General features: G+C 46.9%; 14 protein-coding genes. 4 read left to right on the forward strand and 10 right to left on the reverse strand.

Going from position 1 to position 17,835, the window contains the following annotated elements; translation table 11 throughout:
* Positions 1 to 23: 23 nt before the first annotated feature.
* The 7 genes from ACKLNH_RS10960 to ACKLNH_RS10990 all read right to left on the reverse strand — a co-directional run bounded on the left by ACKLNH_RS10960 (position 24) and on the right by ACKLNH_RS10990 (position 6,495).
* Positions 24 to 824, reverse strand: coding sequence for a DUF1365 domain-containing protein (locus tag ACKLNH_RS10960; RefSeq protein ID WP_413112297.1), 801 nt, complete (start codon positions 822 to 824; stop codon positions 24 to 26).
* Entirely contained in the window at positions 821 to 2,125 is a 1,305-nt protein-coding gene (locus tag ACKLNH_RS10965; RefSeq protein ID WP_413112298.1) for an NAD(P)/FAD-dependent oxidoreductase, read from the reverse strand. Before ACKLNH_RS10965 ends, ACKLNH_RS10960 begins: the two co-directional genes overlap by 4 nt.
* Positions 2,122 to 2,847, reverse strand: coding sequence for an SDR family NAD(P)-dependent oxidoreductase (locus tag ACKLNH_RS10970; RefSeq protein WP_413112299.1), 726 nt, complete (start codon positions 2,845 to 2,847; stop codon positions 2,122 to 2,124). Before ACKLNH_RS10970 ends, ACKLNH_RS10965 begins: the two co-directional genes overlap by 4 nt.
* Positions 2,844 to 3,281 carry a nuclear transport factor 2 family protein gene (locus tag ACKLNH_RS10975; protein ID WP_413112300.1) on the reverse strand — a complete coding sequence of 146 codons (438 nt, stop codon included), beginning with the start codon at positions 3,279 to 3,281 and terminating at the stop codon, positions 2,844 to 2,846. The genes ACKLNH_RS10970 and ACKLNH_RS10975 overlap by 4 nt, the downstream gene beginning before the upstream one ends.
* A complete protein-coding gene (phrB, locus tag ACKLNH_RS10980) occupies positions 3,262 to 4,731 on the reverse strand; it encodes a deoxyribodipyrimidine photo-lyase (RefSeq protein ID WP_413112301.1) in 1,470 nt (489 codons plus the stop codon). The genes ACKLNH_RS10975 and phrB overlap by 20 nt, the downstream gene beginning before the upstream one ends.
* Before the next feature lie 10 nt (positions 4,732 to 4,741).
* The gene (locus tag ACKLNH_RS10985; protein ID WP_413112302.1) at positions 4,742 to 5,683 is read right to left on the reverse strand and encodes a YbgA family protein; all 942 of its coding nucleotides are present in this window, start codon (positions 5,681 to 5,683) and stop codon (positions 4,742 to 4,744) included.
* Positions 5,684 to 5,937: 254 nt separating this feature from the next.
* Entirely contained in the window at positions 5,938 to 6,495 is a 558-nt protein-coding gene (locus ACKLNH_RS10990; protein ID WP_413112303.1) for a sugar O-acetyltransferase, read from the reverse strand.
* 152 nt (positions 6,496 to 6,647) lie between these two features.
* Between ACKLNH_RS10990 and ACKLNH_RS10995 the strand changes: the two genes are divergently transcribed.
* Positions 6,648 to 7,139 (forward strand): peptidylprolyl isomerase, encoded by a 492-nt coding sequence (locus ACKLNH_RS10995; protein ID WP_413112304.1) that lies wholly within the window; start codon positions 6,648 to 6,650, stop codon positions 7,137 to 7,139.
* Positions 7,140 to 7,244: 105 nt separating this feature from the next.
* On the opposite strand, the gene def is transcribed toward ACKLNH_RS10995, so the two are convergent.
* Positions 7,245 to 7,754 carry a peptide deformylase gene (gene def, locus ACKLNH_RS11000; protein WP_413112305.1) on the reverse strand — a complete coding sequence of 170 codons (510 nt, stop codon included), beginning with the start codon at positions 7,752 to 7,754 and terminating at the stop codon, positions 7,245 to 7,247.
* Between the two features lie 714 nt (positions 7,755 to 8,468).
* On the opposite strand from def, the gene ACKLNH_RS11005 reads away from it, so the two are divergent.
* The 3 genes from ACKLNH_RS11005 to ACKLNH_RS11015 all read left to right on the forward strand — a co-directional run bounded on the left by ACKLNH_RS11005 (position 8,469) and on the right by ACKLNH_RS11015 (position 11,362).
* Positions 8,469 to 9,356, forward strand: coding sequence for a helix-turn-helix domain-containing protein (locus ACKLNH_RS11005; RefSeq protein ID WP_413112306.1), 888 nt, complete (start codon positions 8,469 to 8,471; stop codon positions 9,354 to 9,356).
* 153 nt (positions 9,357 to 9,509) lie between these two features.
* The gene (locus ACKLNH_RS11010; RefSeq protein WP_413112307.1) at positions 9,510 to 11,054 is read left to right on the forward strand and encodes a reductive dehalogenase; all 1,545 of its coding nucleotides are present in this window, start codon (positions 9,510 to 9,512) and stop codon (positions 11,052 to 11,054) included.
* On the forward strand, positions 11,054 to 11,362 hold the full coding sequence (locus ACKLNH_RS11015) for a hypothetical protein (protein ID WP_413112308.1): 309 nt from the start codon (positions 11,054 to 11,056) through the stop codon (positions 11,360 to 11,362). The genes ACKLNH_RS11010 and ACKLNH_RS11015 overlap by 1 nt, the downstream gene beginning before the upstream one ends.
* A gap of 71 nt (positions 11,363 to 11,433) precedes the next feature.
* On the opposite strand, the gene ACKLNH_RS11020 is transcribed toward ACKLNH_RS11015, so the two are convergent.
* Both ACKLNH_RS11020 and ACKLNH_RS11025 read right to left on the reverse strand, forming a co-directional pair.
* Positions 11,434 to 16,452 (reverse strand): OmpA family protein, encoded by a 5,019-nt coding sequence (locus tag ACKLNH_RS11020; RefSeq protein WP_413112309.1) that lies wholly within the window; start codon positions 16,450 to 16,452, stop codon positions 11,434 to 11,436.
* Positions 16,449 to 17,768, reverse strand: a complete 1,320-nt coding sequence (locus ACKLNH_RS11025; RefSeq protein WP_413112310.1) for a hypothetical protein — start codon at positions 17,766 to 17,768, stop codon at positions 16,449 to 16,451. The genes ACKLNH_RS11020 and ACKLNH_RS11025 overlap by 4 nt, the downstream gene beginning before the upstream one ends.
* Between the last annotated feature and the right edge of the window lie 67 nt (positions 17,769 to 17,835).

Raw genomic sequence — 17,835 nt, forward strand, 5'->3', positions numbered from 1 at the left:
TAGTCACCTTCTCATAAGTTAAATTATTTTTTATCACCTTGTTCAGGTGTACGGGTAAACCGTGGGTCAACATGGGGTTGATATGGCACCCCTTTCAGCCACAACCTAAATGCCTGCCAATAAATCGACGCAACAATGTACACAGTCATAAAGGGTATACGCGCTACCTGGCGCAATAGATCAAACCGCCCCAGCGATTTGCGCTTTAATGCCAGCGTCGCTTCAAAAACACGCTGTTCATCTTCCTCTTTTAGCACGTCTAAATGCACGCGCAAGGATGAAGTGGGTGAGGTTAAGCGCCACTCATACCATTGAGTAATCGGATTAAATGGGGAAACATGAAAGTTTTTAGGGTGGCGCCATATTTCATTACTCGCAACTGCATCAGCCGGTACAAGGTAATAGTGACGTTCATTCCAAGGGATGTTGCTCACTTCAGCAATAACATACCGCCAGCTGTGCTTAGCATCGTATATGTAGTAAAGGTTAAGAGGACTAAAATAGAGGCCGAAGTAGCGCAAATGCCCTAGCATATAAACCTTACCGTTTGTTATCGGTTCTCCTCCCAGCTCGGTTACCTTAGCGAGCACAGCAGATTTTAAATCCTTACTCTCTTTACTACTCGGTAAATAATCTTGGCGCTTAAAACGCGCGATAGAAAACCGCCCAACACCGAAGCCTCGGATCTGGCGTTGTAATGAGGCGACCTCATCCAAATCTATCATCACCATAAATAGTGGATAGGCGAATTGGTGTTTCCGCGGATTGAAACGCCTGTGCCAAACGTGTCCAGAATAGATAGCACTGCCATTGTCACTGATCATGCCGTCATCTCATGTTGACTATCTACATCAACCAACATTGGCTGTTGCCTAATCCCATGTACAACATCTAACGCACTTCGAACCCCATCTTCATGAAAACCGTTGTACCAGTAAGCCCCACAAAACCATGTTCCATCCTGGCCATTAATGCGTCCTCGCTGTTGCTGCGCCTCGACACTTTCTAAATTAAAAACGGGGTGACTATAGTTAAAACTGGCTAAAATTTTCTCCTCGGAAATCATCTCCGTTTGATTCAAGGTAACGCAAAACGTTTCATCGGCAGACAGCCCCTGAAGTTTACTCATATTGTAAGTCAACGCTGTGGGGGCAGTATCCTGATTAGAACCGGCCCGCAAGAGGTAATTCCACGATGCCCAAGCCGCCTTAGTGTTCGGTAACAGACGGCTATCAGTATGCAACACGACTTCATTCTCTTGATATGGTATGGCACCTAATACTTGCTGCTCTGCTGCACTGGCATCACTCAACAGACGTAGCGCCTGATCGCTGTGACAGGCAAAAATAACCTGATCAAATGACGATCGAACAACCTGCGATTCTTGCTGATAATCGATATCCACTCGCTGGGGGGAACGCGACACCGCGGTTATCGACGCATTAAGCTTAACGTCAACGGACCATTGCTGCTCCATGCGCCTAATGTACTCTCGAGAGCCCCCTGGGATGACATACCACTGCGGACGATTAGTCACATCCAGTAAACCGTGATTGATAAAAAAGCGCATAAAAAAGCGCAGGGGAAAAGCACGCATATCACAAAGGGTCGATGACCAAATGGCCGCGCCCATCGGTAAGATATAGTTGGTGACAAAGGGAGCGCTAAATTGGTGGTGTTGGAGGAAGTCACCCAATGTTCCATCCAGAGCCTCGTCATCCTGCAAGGCACGTTTTGCTAATCGGTTAAAACGGACTATTTCAAAAAGAAGATAATAGAATGAAGGGCGAAGCAGGTTCTTTCTTTGAGCAAACATAGTGCTTAATGTATGGCCATTATATTCAAGCCCCGTCGCCTCATTTTTGACACTAAAGCTCATTTCTGTTGGCTGACGTTCAATGCCTAGCTCACCCAACAACCGCTCAAAATTAGGGTATGTTCTATCGTTAAAAACGATAAAACCCGTATCAACGGCGTACTGTCCACTCGGTACCGTTACATCAACGGTTGCGGTGTGCCCCCCTAATCGCTCTGCTGATTCAAACAAGGTTACTTCATGTTGCTGCTGCAAATACCATGCAGCGGTTAGACCCGATATACCACTACCGATTATCGCTATTTTCACGTTGCACTCCTTATCAACTTGCCTACCAATTTTAATTGCCAGCGAAGTGGCAGTAGCGCAATGCATTTCAACGTCAATGTGAAACGCTTCGGAAAATGGACTTCGCGCTGCCGCTTTTCAACGCCTTCTCTCACTGACTTAGACGCTTCCTCGACTGAAATCAAACAAGGCATCGCGAAGTCATTCTTGTCGGTTAATGGTGTTTCTATGAACCCTGGACAAACCAGCGACACATCAACCCCCTTACTTGCCAAATCTACAGATAACGTTGATGCCAAATAACGTAACGCCGCTTTCGATGCGCCGTAGGCTTCAGCTCTAGGAAGCGGAACATAGTCCGCACTTGAACCAATCAGAACAAGGTGAGTACGGAGACGAAACTTTGCCTGCAATGCCTCTATGCAATTCACAACACCAAAAAAATTTGTCTCGAACACCCGTCTGAACAAGGCAGAATCCAACTCGCCATGCTCGATATATTCGCAACTACCCGCGTTCAAAATAATCAGTTCGCAATCAGGCACATTTTCCAGCGCTTGGTGCACCTGCTCACTGTCTGTCACATCAAAACACACTGCATGGACGTTATTAATCTGGGTGATCGATTCTAATTTGGCAGCATTCCGACCACAGGCATACACCTCCCACCCTTGCTCGGCATAGTCACGCATCAGTTGATAGCCTAATCCGGACGTTGCGCCGGTTATCAGTACGCGGCTCATTGTCCTAACCGCTTTTTAATTGCTGCAATAATTCGCCCCAACACTGGCAGCCCCTCATACAGCAACGCGCCGAGGTCAAAATAGTCGCGATGGTAAACCACTCGCTTGTCTGAAAACTCTAAATAAGTACACCCCTCCACACGTCGCAAGCGACCACTCTCCACTTGAGGGTGAGACAATGTCATCACCCAGCGAACATAAGCAGAGCCGTCATCACCAGCCGAGTGCAATATTTTAAAATCGCACTCATTGATGTTGCGATACAACTCTTCAAAATACGCTTTAAGCGCCTGACTACCTTCGATTCTATGTGCGGGATCCTCGAAGACAATATCGGGGTGGTAAAGCTCATCAAGAGAATGCAAATTGTGTTTGTTCAACTGGCCATAAATATCAACGAATTTCCCTAGCGCATCAGATTGCATTGTTCTCATTTTGGCTCTCCTCCCAGCGCGCTTTCGCTTGTTTGAAACGGTCAATCGACATTAAACGCGCTTTCGCATGGTCAACAATCGGCAACATATACCCTGCTTCTATACACCCTTCCCACCGCTCTGGCTGGTGGAGGTACTTATCAGGACAACATGTTAGCTCTGGTATCCACTTACGGATAAAGATGCCTTTAGGATCATAATTCTTTCCTTGTGTGGTGGGATTAAATACCCTGAAATAGGGTTGTGCATCCGTCCCCGTCGACGCGGCCCACTGCCACCCTCCATTATTGGAGGCGTAATCCCCATCCACGAGTTGAGACATAAAGTAGCGCTCCCCTTCTCGCCAATCTAGTTGCAGATCTTTGGTTAAGAAACTCGCCACTATCATACGCAAGCGATTATGCATCCACCCTGTTGTATTGAGTTGCCGCATCGCTGCATCCACAATCGGGAATCCGGTTTTGCCCTGCTGCCACGCTTGAAGTAATGACGGCGATTCATGCCAATCCACGCCTGCTGTCCATGCAACAAATGGCTGGCCTTGACTCAGTGATGGATATGCCGCGCTCAAGTGTTTATAGAACTCGCGCCAAATTAGCTCATTTAGCCATACAAATTGACCGCTATCTTGGCTCTCTAAACTATTAGGGTACTCCCGCATCAATGCGTTAAGACACTGCCGCGCCGACAACGCGCCAATCGCCAAATAAGGTGATAATTGACTGGTTCCATCACGGGCTGGATAATCCCTGTCTTGAGCATACTGTGCGGCTTTGTGCTGACAAAATTCCGAAAGAAGAGCATATATTGCGTTATCAGCGACTGGATAGTTCGAGCTTGAAACTTTAGGGTACTTAAATTCAATCTCAGGCAACTCAACGCCGTAATTTTCCGCATTCAGAGGGGGAGTTTGCCTGGCCAGCGGTGACGGCACCAGAGCAACATTTTGCGCATTCGATAACAGCTGCTGAACCCACGCACGACGATAAGGCGTAAATACCCGATAACACGTACCCGACCCATTGAGTACCGAGCCCGGCGGCAATATGCAGCTATCATCAAAGGATCTAAATTTGATTGCTTCTTCTGTCAGTGTTCTCTCCACCAACACATCACGACGAACTTCGTTCAGTTCATACTCTCGATTGCAATAGAGGTGCGTAGCACCATGCTGCTGACAAACGCTTTTCAGTAATGTAGGCACCTGCGCATAACTATCACAGCTCAGGTAATAAAGGGGGACATGACATTGCTGTGCTTGTCGCCTAAGATAAGCAAGCCGTCGTGCGATGAGATCGGCTTGAATTGGAGCGAGATGATGCGCTTGCCACTGAGTTGGAGTAGCAATATAGACGAGGATTAAGTCGCTATGGTGCTGCGCCGCATTATGCAGCGCGGTGTTATCGACTAGGCGTAAATCGCGTCTTAGCCAGATCACTGCTCGACTCATCCTACCCTCCTTACAGACCGTATCTTAATTTAAGCTCTTGGGGGTAAGGATGAAGGTACACTTGGCTCAGCAGGTACTCATCAGGGTAAGTATTAAGATAATGGTTAACTAAGGTGAGAACACCTAATAGCGGCAAGTCTCCTACACGATAATCCATAATCACACGGGCTAACTCTGCTTTCTGCTCTTTAGACAGGTACTTCTTAAAGTAACCCTGAATATGTTGCAGTACACACGTATTGTTCTTTTTGTTAGCCCGTAACTGCAGTGCTTGCATAAACTGCAAACGGTATTCGACAAAGAACTCTTCGAGTTCATATTTAGCAATCGATGCGACCAGCCGTCCAAGATTACGATACGCCTGCTGACTGTGCGCCATTAACATCAGCTTATAACGCGAGTGAAAATCAATGATCGCTTTTGCGCTCAAGTCTGCCGTAGATGTATACAGATCGTTTAGCGCAAACACTCGCAACACAAAGTTTTCTCGCAAAATAGGATCTTGCAAGCGACCATCTTCCTCGACGGGTAACCAAGGATACATCTGCATTAGTGCTTGAGTGTACAGCCCTACGGTTCCACCGGGGATCGTATTGCCATTCTCTATATAGAGCTTTACCCGCTCCATGCCACAAGTCGGCGATTTTGCGCACACCACATAACCGCACAGTTGAGATAACGATGGTAGCTTTTTCTCAGCAAATGCTTTCATTGCTGCGGTAAAGTCATCATCAATATCTTTGGTGCTCACCAGCCGAATATCATCGTCTCTTTCCACCAAACGGATAGCGGGCCGGGGTGTTCCCATACCTATCGCCATTTCAGGACAAACAGGCTTAAACTCAAAGAACTTTGTCAGTTCATCTGTCACAAATCGGTTGCGTTTATGTCCACCATCGAACCGTACCTTTTCCCCCAGTACGCAAGCACTTATACCCACAGGTATCGACATCACTCTCTCCATCGTTAGTTCCGCTTAGCTATATATACAGCGTAGTGGGTAATAACGATCACTTGGTTTTCGCGAGAGTTTGTTTTCTGTAATGTGACTGGAGACACGTGAAAATGTACGACACTGAGCTTCTCTCTGCCGTTTTAATCAGGCAACGGCTTGAATTAAATCCGCCCTTATCCAGTAGTAGCTTCTCATCGGTTTTAGAGTGCCCCCTCAGGCACTCAATGTGAGTAGTTAGGTCGGGTGAGTAGTTAGGCAGGAATTTGCTTAATGACTTTTGCCGGATTGCCGCCAATGACCACATTGTCATCGAAGCTTTTTGTAACAACAGCACCAGAGGCGACGACCACGTTATTGCCCAACGTCACCCCTGGATTTATCGTTGCGTTACCGCCTATCCAACAATCATCACCGATAGTAATTGGTTTGGCATATTCTAAACCATCTCTTCTCTCAACCGGATCTAACGGGTGCGTTGCGGTATAGATCCCGACTTGCGGCGCAATGAAACAGTTATCACCAATACGAACTTCAGCCACGTCTAAAATAACGCAACCGAAATTAGCATAGAAATTTTCACCGACATGAATATTCTCGCCATAATCACAATTGAATGACGATTCAATGTGGATGACTTCTCCAGTTGAACCGAACAAAGATTTGAGGATGCGCATTCTTTTTTCAGGGTGTGCCGCACTGGTAGCGTTGAATTGCTCAGTTGCCAAGCGTGCTTTTAATCGCAACTCAACCAACGTCGAATCACTTGCGTCATAATACTGACCTGCAAGCATTTTTTCTTTTTCTTCCACTATCAACATACTCCAATTTAGTGGTTTTTATAGTTACCTCTTCAGGTATACCTCAAAAAGTATTCTTCGGCTATGACGGTTTCCGCTGTCGCTTCAAGAGCTAATTTCGTATACTGCCGCACTTCACTGAAACCACCGTGGTCACTGCTCTTATGATTATTTTTACTACCAATCTAGGCGACATTGAAATTGAACTGAATATGGGTAAAGCGCCTGTCAGCTCCAGAAACTTTTTAAAATACTGCCAAGACGGTTTCTATGAAGGTACAACTTTTCATCGTGTAATCAAAGGCTTTATGATTCAAGGTGGCGGTTTAACAGAAGATATGCAAGAAAAGGTGACACGTCCGGCGATTACTAACGAAGCCAATCGGGGCCTTAAAAACACCATTGGCACTATCGCTATGGCACGTACCGATGCGCCGCATTCTGCCACTGCACAATTTTTTATTAATTTGGCAGACAATGATTTTCTCGACCACACAGCGACCACCAATTTAGGCTGGGGTTATGCTGTATTTGGAAAAGTGACTGCTGGTATGGATATCGTCAACAACATTGCAAATGTGAAAACCACATCCAAGCTGGGTCATGATGATGTACCCTGCGATGCCATTATTATTGAAAAGGTCACAATTAAGTAACGGCTGTATTTGGCAACATTACTGCTGCAACGAATGCCCTTTGTGCGCCACTGTCATTAACGGCCACAAAAGGGCTTAACGGCACACAAAAGGCGAATACGCTGACTATACGCGCTGTTGCGCTTTAACGTATTTTTTCACTTTCTTCATCGCCATTTGACGCTTTAACGGTGAAAGATAATCAATAAACAAATTACCCGCTAAATGGTCAATTTCATGCTGCATAGCAATGGCGAGGAACTCATCATTCTCGATGGTGATCGCTTGTCCATCGCGATCTAGCGCTGAAACAACCACAGATGTATATCGCTCTACATCAGCGTAATAATCCGGAACCGATAAACACCCTTCTTGTCCCATCGCCAAATTCGTGCCACTGACAACTTCAGGGTTGACCAATATCAGAGGTTCATCGCGACTTTCGGACAGGTCAATAACGACAACCGCCTCTTTGCGCCCCACTTGAGTAGCAGCAAGACCAATACCGTTGTCCGTCGCGTATAGCGTATCTAACATATCGTCGATCAACGTTTGAACCGACGCGATGTCAGTCACTTTCTCAGCCTTAACTTTAAGCCTTGGATCGGGTGTGGTGAGGATGTCTAAAACGGCCATATTTACCTTTATTCTTGTTAACTCATAACGTTATACCAACCTGCGTCTAATACAGCACCTTGGCTGTGTGCATTGTACCCTAATTATGCCAGCCGACATATTTCTGTTTCTTTATCTCGGTTAATAATACATCGGCGATTTCACTGGATAACAGAGATGAAATGGATAAATTAAACGTATGTCTAAGCTCGCTTGGCGACAACAAGGGGACGCGCCGGATTATCGCTATTCGGTAACATTGGTCACCCTGATCGATTGTTGCTGCATCACCTGTGAAAAGTGTTGTTGATAGGCTTGGCTATTTGACAAGCTTAAGCCAAGCTGGCTAAGATTGACCGACAAAAACAACTCAAACAGAGACTCAACTTGCTCGCGGCTGATCTGAGCCTCATAATTGAAATTGCTTTCTCATTTTTACCATTTTGAATAGGCTGTAAACCTTCCGGCATTAAGTGAAATTATGCATAATGAATCTTAGCGAACCTATGTATCTCAGCAATGATTTATAACCACTAAAATAAAAACAGCACAGCACTTTACTTTTATTTTCAGCCCCATGTAACAAATGGCTTTATATGTACCATTCGCCATGCGAATGTATAAGTCCCAGTAGAATACATGATTGATTATAAAAACAAGGCCGTACAGTAACGTGCACTTGGGTTCAAATGCCATGGAATGGCACATATTAGGAAACAAAAGGATGTTATTAAGATGATGAAGCTAGACGATATTGTTAGCATCAACCTGCGTTCACAGCGTGATGATATGGAATTTGCAGTTTATCGCATTAGTGAGATGCGAACCGATGGTAGCGAAAGTATTATGACCCAGCCTCATCGAATTAACTTTGACGCAATCATTTTTATCCAGCAAGGCACGGGACGTCATCACATTGACTACAAATCGTACAACTATCAACCCGGAACAATAATATCGATCGCCAGATACCAAGTGCACTACTTTGACGACAATCCCGAATTAGAGGGCTATGCCATACTGTTTAATGATCACGTCTTCAGTTGTGGCAGCGACGATCTTGTTCAGGACAAAATTCGCTTCGCAATGGAAACAATCAACTGCATTGATGTGATTACATCTGATTGCCAACCCTACATCGACAAGTTGTACCAAGAAGCACAAAAGAGCGGTTTTATTAGCCGTGAAGTTATTCGCGCATTAGTAAGAGCATTACTGTTAGACAATTTAGTTCAACACAATGAAACGTTAGCCCATCACAAAAACCAAGACTCTAGGCATTTTCGGCGCTTAAAAGGAGCGCTAGAAAATCACTTTCACCAAACACATAAAGTCGCTGACTATGCTAAAATGATTGGTGTTTGCAGCAAAAGCCTAAACCTAATTGCCAAAAAGCATACCGGTAAAACAGCCAAACAACTGATTGATGACAGGGTTATTTTAGAATTAAAACGCAAACTGGCTTTTAGTCAACACTCCATTCAAGATATTTCTTTGCAGCTTGGATTTAAAGAAGCCACCAATATGACCAAGTTTTTCAGGCGTCACACGGATGTAACACCAAAAGAGTTTCGCCAGCTATGCCATTGCAGCTTAGCACGTAAAAATAATTTATTGCTGTAAAGCAAAGTAACACTGCTTGGTTTTATTTTTACCACTTTCTGTGCTGTTTTTGTCTTTTAACCAACGGTTATCCCATTAATACTAGTTATTAGTTTGAACCATGAATCGTTATTTATGGTTATTCGTAAGCAAATATTTAACTGGAGTTGTCTCATGGGAAAAAAGGATACAAATAGCCCACAAGCAGCAAACCCGTCACGACGAAATTTCCTTAAGGTTGGTGGTGCTGCTGCAGCGGCTGCAACCGTTGGCGCATCAATGGGGGCTGGTTTTGTTACAGGTCGAGACCCAGACGCCAACGTCGGGTGGGGTCGCACCGAAGCAGGGAAAGATCAGTATTTTAACCGCAAACCGTTTGAAGTGGATATTGCGCCCACTTTAGAGCAGGTCGGCGTGGTTGAACGTCCAGAGTGGGGCGATTGGCTATTTAACCGTCGTTCTGTTCTCGGCAAGTTAATTTCTGAAGGTTTTGACATCAACAGTGATTGGACTGAGATTCCTGACGCAAAAACGCGTGAATACTATGAAAGGAACCCAGAAGGCTGGCCGTATATGCAAAACGCATTTCGCCAAATGGCCGCGCATAAGGACAACACTCGAGAGCACTTTGATCGCTTTGCGTTAGCGTGGGCATATGACCGTTCATTTTTAAAGGCGCTCGGATCCTCTCAGTTTCCTCCTAAACCACAAGGTCACCCCGATGAGGTAGACTTTCAATGGGTCGGAAATGTTGCAAATAAACGGGTTGATTTTCAATCTCCAGCGCATGCTTCCAAGCTAATCAGGCAAATGGCACATAAATTTGGAATGAGCCTCTGCACCATTGCCAAATTCGATGAACGTTTCATGGTAAAGAACATGATGCGCGGTATGCCTGGTGGAAGCCAAGATTGGGACGAATCGGTCCCTAAGCATTGGAAGAACGTCATCATTTTTGGTGTACCAATGAACTGGGATCCAATGTATGCGGCAGCGGGTTATTCAACCTCATTTGATGCCTATTGGCGCTGTCAACAAGCAACAGGATTGATGGCAGCCTTCCTGGGTCAACTTGGTTATGCGGGTCGCCCACAGTGGCCTGGCAACGATTATGAAATCATGGTACCTCCACTTGCTGCCGCATCTGGCATGGGTGAGCTTGGCCGAGGTGGCACACTTATAGCACCTGAAGTCGGCTCTAATTTACGTCTTGCTGCCGTCATTACAGATCTAGATTTAGAAGCGGATAAACCCATTGATATAGGGGTCAAACATTTCTGTGAAGAGTGTAAAATCTGCGCCGATACCTGCCCGAGTGGCTCAATCAGTAAAGCAGACAAGCCCGATGTCGTTTCTCGCGGCTTTCGCAAGTATGGTTTTAATCAAGACAGTTGTTATGAATTTTGGAATACCGCATCTACGGCTGATGGCTTAGGGTGTCGGATCTGCATTGCAGTTTGCCCTTACACCCGTAAGAACAACTGGATGCATGTCTTGGTTAAAGAAGCCGATCCGCGTGATCCAACAGGGTTAACACGCAAGGCGTTGTTAGCAATGCAGCACAACTTCTTCTACTACCCAGATGCTGAAGATTTCCATCCTGATTGGTCAGGCGGTAAGTTTGCTGGATACCACCAACCACCAGAGTGGCTGCGAAGCGAAAACTACCTCAAGGTAGATAAAGATTGGGAGTATGACGGTAACTGGGAGGGCATCTAATGTTTCCACAATCAACAATTTTAGATCCAATTTTTTGGATGGTTCTTGGCGCCCTGCAAGTCTGGGTATTTTCTGGGGCTAAAGTGTGGGCCAAAGATCTTGATATTCCGATGAGCTGGTGGAAATGGTCTATCACGAGCATTTTATATCTCACCATTATGCTAACCATTGCTGGCGCTTTCACCCTGCTCGGTGAAAACGAAGGGAATGCGGGTTGGTACTTCCTCGGCTTTGTCGGCACGATTTTAGTTATTTTATCTGCGCTTTGGGTACGTATACTCTTAGTGTTAAAAGCAAGAATGGCGTAAATCGGCGACGCATTACCGGCTCAAAAAACAAAAGCCATCCTACCGGATGGCTTTCTCTAACCTCATTCACCTCAACCTAATTGCGCGTCTAACCACTCTTTAATCGTGCTATTGGCTGACTCTGGCCCTTTTGCTTGCGCTTCTAGCCAACTGTTTAAATCCTCTAGCTGGCTATTTAGCGCCTCGCCAACGGCATTTAATTTATCCAAGCGCTCTCGTTGATCGTCTTCATATTCTGTCCAAGCATTCGCTGGGCGCGTCGAAACATGGGGGTTGAAGCAAACTTTAAACGCTTGCTCTTTTTCTAACCCACTACCTGCCCCCGATTTAAGCGAAAATTTAATGTCGATGTAATGCGATTTAGCTCTCGCATCCAGTTGCGGGTGTGAATAGTTCGCCAACACGCCTTGCCGGTTATCCTGCTCTGTCCAAACGGCTGTCCCCATTGGTGGCAGGCCTTGCACCATTTTGCCGCAGCGGTTGAGGTACTCTATCTCCCCCACGCCAACAAACACATCTGTCTTAGCAGTCTCCTTCGCCATGCGGCGCAAAACGTCTTGCGGTTGCTCGGAAAACGACTTAACAATCTCTCTCCACTTAAAACTTAAGTGCCCGCTACGGGTAAACGTATAGCTATCGGCTTTTTTCTCAATAATGCCGATACACACCAACTGATTTAGGCGGCTGATCTCTTTACTGCGGGTATTTCCGAGAACACTATTAACGCCATCGTAGCGCCGTGACAGGGCAACCTCCACTTTAAACGCCGTAGGGTCAAATTGTTGCGCTTCTATTGCTGGGAAGCGATGAGGCTCATGTTCAGAGGTAACCACCACCATACAACTGAGCGGCTTATCCCAATCTACCCCGGTGTAGGCTAAGTATTCCGTGTTATGCGAATGCGGGCTCATTATGCTCTCTTGCCACCCCGCAATAGTGGTAGGCTGATAAGGCCTCTCTGGAGTTAATCTGGGATAACTAAACTCATTAAGATCGACGTCTGGTTGCTTAAATAGCATATAGCAACTCGGATTAGTGACATATTTCGGCATCTCATAATCTGTTGCGTCTGTCCCTTCTAGAAAACCCTTTTCAATAAAGACATGGTCATCGCTCTGATATCGATGTTGATGGCTATGACTATGGTTACCGTCATGCGCATGGGGATGGCTACGGTCATGGCTATGACGGTGATTATGGCGATAGTAATAGACACGATTCGGGTCGAGCGACATCTCAAAGTTACACAGATACGAGCGATACTCTTGGCTCATTCCTGCCAACAAAGATGACGGGCTGCTTTGCGGAAAACGTGCGGGATGCACCACCTCTTCATAAAAGACCCGTTTGGCGTGGTGCGCTGCCGCTAATGGGTACACCTCATAATGGTATTTCATGATGTGCCTTGGCTCGATGTCATACAGCCAGCGACTTAATGCGTTCCTCGTATCATTACACCCAAACGTTCTAAGTAAACCGTTATCTAAGTCGCTCATCGGTCGGGTGCCTAACAGCGTACTCTTCCCGAGCGTATAACTTGGATTGATGATGGCACCAAACACACTCTCACTTCCGTCTTCACCAAAGTGCGCACTTAACGCCTCTTTCTCATGAGGCAGTAGGTCCTCGAGCTTCAACTTATAGACATAATCGACCGTCGGTGCCGACTTTCTATCCTTACCAAAATGGCTGTGTCTGACCGCTCGCGCGGCTAGTGGGAACGTTAAGCTATCCTCTTGCTCCAAGCACTGCGCAATTTCAGGGCGATGCTTATTCACCACCACTAAGATCCTAATTTGATCATACGGCGAGAGCACTTGCGCCCTATCATCTTGTAAGTAGGTGATGAAAGGCTTCCACGCCGTTGCCTCTTTTGCGCCTCGCGGACGGGCTGACATCACCACTTGTTCAAATATTGGCGTATTATCATGCTGCGCTAAGAAGTGGGGTGAATTATCAACCAGCAAACTATCAAATAGACTTTCATCACTGCTTGCAAGAGAGTAGTGAACCGGGAAGCACTGTTTGAAGTGACTGCCTTTCTCTAAATGTTGTCGGGTTTCATCTTGCATGGCTAACTGATGCGTTATGGTTAAGGCCCCATAAATAAACGGGTTTAACTGACGCTGCCTGACGGATTCAACCCGAAAAACACCTTGAACATTGGCACGGTTGCGATTCTCTAACCAAACTTCATCGAGATGGGGTGTGATGGAGTCGTTATGAATTTCCCAATCATCGTTAAGAATAAAATAGTCGATATAGCCTTTTAGGTCATATTCCAAAACGACATTTTTAGTGACCCAATTGACAGTATCATCCATATCCGTCATATCCATCACCTGGATGCTCAGGGTCTCTTTTATCTTGGAGCGCAAAATCAGGCGGATCAAACCAATAAGAGCAATGCTTCTTTTTATATAGGCTTTCTTGATGAAAAGCGATTCTAGCGTCCTGTTTTCATTGTCTAAGTAAATTGAAAAGGCGGCAAAGTTTCTTTCCGACAACGCCTTAATCGCTTTTTTGTCGGCATAGTTTTGCGGATCAAACTCCCTTTCAATTAGCTCACTGCCAGTTACTACCACATCTCCCACGCTCCATAACGCATAGGCAACGGCTGCAAGTGGGAATTTAACCCCAAGCAAACACAGTAAACTGCGTGCCCCCGCCACGGTTGACTCAACCTGCCTCACCTTTAACGCCTGTAAGTTGCCAAACATCTCTTGGAAAATAGCAGTTCCCGAGCGGCAAGCTGGTATCTGCAAATAGGTGGTGTTGGATAAATAGATATCGGCGCGGCGGCTCTGTCGCCGAGTTTGATCGGGGGTCGCATCGGCGTTGTTGTAGTTGGCGACGCCATAGCCTAGGTCAAGAATCGATGCGTCCCAGTCGGCATCGGCTAAACGCGCCACAAGGTATTTTTTCACGCTTTCGGCGCGGTGGGTTGCAAGGCCATCATTATCAAAATTATCACCCAAGTCACAAGCATGACCCGTAATGTATATTGGCATGGGCCCTGTTTGATTCAGCACCTCAATCAGCTCTGCCAAATAGGCCTGTGCCTCTTCGTTGATCTGGGCGCTACCGGCATCAAATAACACCGGAACCAACAGCCGATTATCGTTCGCCTCTTGAATAGATTGAGATAGCTCGCGAATCGTCTGCGGAAGTGATGCAATCAGCCGATTTCGCGCACCGGTAATCAGATCGTTCTTTTCAGATGTTGCATCAAGATCGTAACCTTGCACTTGAACGTTGTGATAATAATCTGAAGCGAAACGGCCTAAATCTTCATTGACCTGCGCTGCACTATTTGCTGCTTTAGCAAAAGACGCAAAGTGATACAAACACTCCGCCGCGCTGATATAAGGCTCCGCCATTTTATCGACCCACTGCGTGAGCTGATTAAAACGCCCGACTCGGCTAACAAAGGATCGTGCACGGCCACTGATTGCCGTGCCGTTGAGATCGCCAGTAATGCGACGAACCTGATGAGTGAGATTGTCCACCACCTCGCTGGATACCGCTTCGATGCCTCGCCGCGTTACCGACATCGCGCCTTTCACTACACTCGCGACGCCTTTTTCCAATGATAGGCCGCGATTTAGCACCTTTTCAATATCACCCACCACGAGGCTCACGTTGTTATAAAGCCCTAGCGCTCCCATCGCCAAGGCGGTGACATTGCCCTCTTCTCGGGCCGGGTATTTGCTTAATGCGGCACTGGCGACCGCAGCCAGCGTGGCTCGCCCCACCCCTTTGGTGCACACTGCCATACCTAACTTGTAGTAGGCATCCTCCATCAAAATAGGATGTAGTAGCTGGGCTTGCACGGTTTTATACTGCTCGCCTTGGGCGGCCTCATTGCTGTCTTGCACCGCTTTTTGATTGGCGACAAACTGCAAGCTGGGTGTTTGCCGTTTGAGTACTTTATTGATCTGATTTTTAAACAGGCTCGGATGGCTACTCAGCAGTACCTCTTCAGCACTGATCGGATCGCCATTAATCAAGCTAAAACGCCCCAAGGCATTCACGATTGGGAAGTGCAGTGCTTGCTCAACGAAGGAATATGTTTTTATCTTATGTTCTTCAATAAAATTAGATGCATCATAGTTATCTTCATCTAACTCTACCGTAAAACGCAAATATTGCGCTTTAGGCGACAGTTGTTCTGGCAGTACGGAGTCGAGGTAAAACGCAGCAGTATAGGCCGTCGCTTGCTCATCATCTTGGTAGCCCTCATCTGTTTTGGCTAGTCCTTTAAATGTGTCCTCGACAACTTCTGCGAGGTTTTCTTGTGCTGGAACATCAGCCCGATAAGAAACCCCCATCAATGTCACCCCAGCCGGAACGCCAGAAACCGTCACCTTGGCACCTTCAAAGACGACACTGGAAAAATTAAGCACAATCGCACTGGAGAAGGGCATTTTAACCACATTGAGGAACTTAACCCCCTCTTGCAGCCACTCTTGATAGCCCGCTTTATAATCATCCCAGTAATCGCTACTGCCATCTTGGATAGGACGAGGGTCTAACAAGCTAGACAACGCCACCTGCTCAACATTGATGTCAAACTTATTGTCTGGTATATCAACGTACTTGCCCACCAACTGCTGCAAGTTAGTCACCCAGTTATCTGGATCGGTTGCCATGGAAAATGGGATTAATGGGGCGGGAAAATAGTAGCCCTCCGCTGTTGCACCATGACTTGCCAAGATTTCACTGCCGCGCCATGAGGGGACTGCATTGCTTGGCGATGCGCTGTTCTCTTTCGCGTTATCCTCCCCTGCAGCGCCCTCTTCGCTACTGCCTTCACTACTGGCCGCTGCGGCTTGTTGCGAGATATGGTGCAGCTTGCCGTTGGCGTTAGTGTAAGCCAGTTGAATTTCAGATCGCGATTGAATCGCGCTATTGTCATCTGGCAAAGTCCCTTGCTCGGCGCGTTGTGGCAGGGCCTGTTCGCCGTGCTGATCCCCATCCACATAGATCAGGGTGTAGTCCGCTAAAGGGGTTAGCTGCCCTTGTATAAATTCCCCCAGGTGATTGGTTGGGGCGCGCATCAAGTAAACGCCGTTATCTGTTCGGTTCATCGCTGCTGCTCCGCGGCGATCAGTTGGCGTGCTTTGGCCACTTCGGCATGGCTTGGCAGCGAGGGAAATTGATCTGTAAAATCAATCTCATCAATGCTATCAACCAGATTGGTCGGCAGCCAAAAAAACAGTCGCGCCGTACTGTTGCCATCAACTTCAAATTTAATCACTTGCCGCTCTAACGGCGTATCTTCATTGACGCCGCGATACCGATCTAAACTGTTATCCCGACGGAAATAGCGACTAAATTGGTTATATAGTACTGGTGCTGCGGTACTGACCATATCAACATGCTCAAAGGGCTCTTGATGACGAAACAACATTGCAGGGGCGTTGGGGTGATCTCTCAGGCTCAATGTTGCGCCAGAGCATGCAAAATACTTATGATCAATGGTGTAACGCACCTCGGCACCACACCCCTTGGGGTAATACTCGCCTAACTTAACCAGCTCGAAACTGTCCGGGTCGAAAAAGACCGTATCGCCTTGGTCAATATCAAGAAAGTCGCGCTTAGCGGCGAACGTGTCGTCGTACATCATAAAGAACAGGCTCTCATCCGGGGTTAGGTAGCCGCCCCAACGGCCCGAAATGCGCTTATCGCCATTGCGCTCATGGGTATGTACGAAGCGACCCTGCTCAGTATCAAAGTAGCCTTTCACCCCACTGCCCACGATATAGGCACGTTTGCTATCACGGCTCCACACTGAGCCACAGCGCCCACGGGGGGAGATACGCGTGTACTGACGGGTTTTAAGGTCAAAGATAGAGCAGTCACCCGCACCACTGGTTTGATAGGTTGACATCATCAGAAAACGCCCATCGGGGGAGCGCACTTGAGGCCCTTTGGAGGCGATATTTGCCACTTCATCACGGTGAACAAGAATTTGCATCGCGGTGCCGTTAAAGTTGGCGGTCCAGTAGTGGCCATCATAACGAAACATCATTTGCGGCATGGTGTACTCAGCATCCCACGCGACGATATCCGGCTCAGCAGGAGGGGTTAATTTAATCTTAATACCGAGAGATTTACGTCCATTATTAACTATACGTTTTAGACGCCATGCATATGAACTCTCACTACCGTCTGGATCGACCCAAATACGTTCAGGTAGAACCGTGAATGTCGATTCATTCGGTGCGATCACTTTCTCTTTGACGACTGGCTCTTGCTGTCCGCTTGATGCGCCATCGCAGCCAGACCCTAGCAGGGCAACGCCCAGCAACGCGCTACCTAACAGCAGGTGACGCACTAATCGCGTCCGGCTTGACGCGGTTTGCTCCATCGCCACGACAGGCGATCTATTTGTTCTACTCATCAATAACCTTGTCAACCTTGTCAACCTTGTCAGTCCATTCATTCTGGTGGCCTTACTTATCCTTGTG

Source organism: Thaumasiovibrio clandestinus (genome assembly GCF_047250365.1).
Taxonomy (GTDB): domain Bacteria; phylum Pseudomonadota; class Gammaproteobacteria; order Enterobacterales; family Vibrionaceae; genus Thaumasiovibrio.